Annotated in this window: 2 protein-coding genes; both read right to left on the reverse strand. The window is 62.2% G+C overall.

The genetic code is table 11. The features are described 5' to 3' along the window. Positions 1-7 precede the first annotated feature (7 nt). Positions 8-1168, reverse strand: a complete 1161-nt coding sequence (locus WBQ44_RS17985) for an enolase C-terminal domain-like protein (protein ID WP_495568035.1) — start codon at positions 1166-1168, stop codon at positions 8-10. 11 nt (positions 1169-1179) lie between these two features. Next, a partial coding sequence (locus tag WBQ44_RS17990) for an extracellular solute-binding protein (protein WP_495568036.1) occupies positions 1180-2022 on the reverse strand: 843 nt, incomplete at its 5' end.

Below are 2022 nucleotides of genomic sequence, written 5' to 3' on the forward strand. Positions count from 1 at the left end.
ACCTAGCTCAGTATTCCTGGACGAGATTGGCTGAGATGTACTCGAAATCGAACTCCTCTCCCAGGCCCGGGCGGTCGGGCATGTGCACGATTCCGTTCTCGTCGATGGGGTCGACGATGGACTTCAGGTGCGGCGGAACCCAGTCGTAATCCGTGTGTGGGTGCAGCAGCCCACGTTCGTACCAAGCGATGTTCGGGGCGCCACCGACGAGCGCAAGGTTGGGTGCGCCGTTGCCGTGGATCTCGCACTCGAGTCCGAAGCCGTCGGCCATGTGCACCGTTTTCAGTGCAGGTGTGATGCCGCCACCGTTCATGGCACCGACCCGCAGAATGTCGCAAGCCTCGTTGACAATCCATTCGGACCTCGACTTGTGCCGACCCGGGGTGGTTTCCGGCCCGATGACAGGGGTCTGGATCTGCTCGGCGAGCCACTTGTACGAGCGCAGCGAGAACTCGTCCATCGGCTCTTCGAACCAGTCGAACTTCAGCCTGTCGAGCTCCCGGCCCAGTGTGAGGGCCTCGGTACGCGAGTACCAGTGATAGCCGTCGAGCATCAGGGAGAACCCGGGCCCGACGGCGTCACGCACCGCCGCACAGGCGTCGATGTCGCGGTGCAGATCGGGCGCCCCTGGCAGCGGGGGCATCCACGTGTGCAGCTTGATGCCCCGGTAGCCCCGAGCCTTCAGGTCGACGGCGAAAGCAGCGTACTCCTCCGGTGTCGACAGGCCGCCTTCGATGGTGTCACCGCACATCGTGCTTGCGTACGCCTTGACCTCGGAGCGAGCCCCGCCGAGCAACTTCCACACGGGAGTGTCGAACTTGTTGCCCGCCAGATCCCACAAGGCCTGGTCGACGTAGCTCAGCGTGTGCTCGGGGAGTTCGACGGCCCTTGTACGTTGGCGAATCGCGAACTTCTTTTCCACGGACTCGCGCGCAAGCGGGTCCGTTCCGATCAGGATCGACTGGAAGTACTGCTCGACCTGATCCTGACGCAGGTAGTTGGGTTTACCGAGAACGTAGCCACTGGCTCCGTCGGAGTCGGTGATGCGCAGCAGTGCCTGTGTTATCTGGATCGACGGACCCGGGTGACGGTGCCCGTAGGTATCGACCGAAGTGCGCGCCTCCGTCTTGAACACCTGCACGGCAACATCTGTGATGAAGCTGGACATGATTCGATCCCCTATTTACCCTGACGGGCATCGTATTTGGCCTTCGATCGGTTGAGCTTCTCGGCGAAGTCGTCGGCGAAGTCCTGGGCGCTGAGCTGCCCGATCAGCACTTTTTGCCACTGGCCCAACATCTGGACCTGGACGATCTTGCCGAAGTCGGGTAGATAGTCGGGCGGCGTGACGAGCACGGTAGCCGGATCGTCGAGCGACGCTTCTGCTGCCTGCACGGATGGCATCCCGGCGAACGCGGGAGCAGAGCGTGCGACGGTGTTGACCGGGATCTGCCCGACGTTCTCGTTCCAGTACGCCTGCGACTCCGGCGAGGTCATGAATTCCAGGAACTTCCACGCCGCAGCTTGGTGTTTGCTGGATTTGAATACGGTGTACGACGGGAACGGGTCGGTCATCACAGTGCGAACGTCGTTGTCCGCACGTGGAAGTGCGACAGCGCCGACCTTCTCGCCCAACGACTTCTTGTGGTTGCTCAAAGATCCGAGGTTGTGTTGCATCATCGCAACCGAACCGCCACCGAAGCTGGCGACCATCTGCGGAAACCCGTTGTTGACGTCCGCGGTGGGTGTGTCGACGTCGTAGAGTGCTGCGAACCGTTCGATGGCCTCGACCATCTCCGGACGGTTGAGCGTCGACTCGCTGCCGTCGAAGAAGTTCTCGATGCCCGTGGTGGCAAACATGTGCTGCAGCAGTGGATAGATCGATCCGGCACCGCCGCGGATGGTGAAGCCGTAACGGCCGGCGGACTTGTCGGTGAGTCCGTCTGCGGCCTCGTAGAACTCGTCCCACGTGTCGGGCGGTTGGAGTCCAGCTTCGTCGAACCAGTCGGCGCGATACCAGAG

Origin of the sequence: Rhodococcus sp. (in: high G+C Gram-positive bacteria), from assembly GCF_049591685.1 — a bacterium.
GTDB lineage: Bacteria > Actinomycetota > Actinomycetes > Mycobacteriales > Mycobacteriaceae > Rhodococcoides.

Excerpts from the sequence above, each read along its gene's own strand:
- WBQ44_RS17985 (WP_495568035.1), bottom strand. The coding sequence starts at position 1,168 with ATGTCCAGCTTCATCACAGATGTTGCCGTGCAGGTGTTCAAGACGGAG.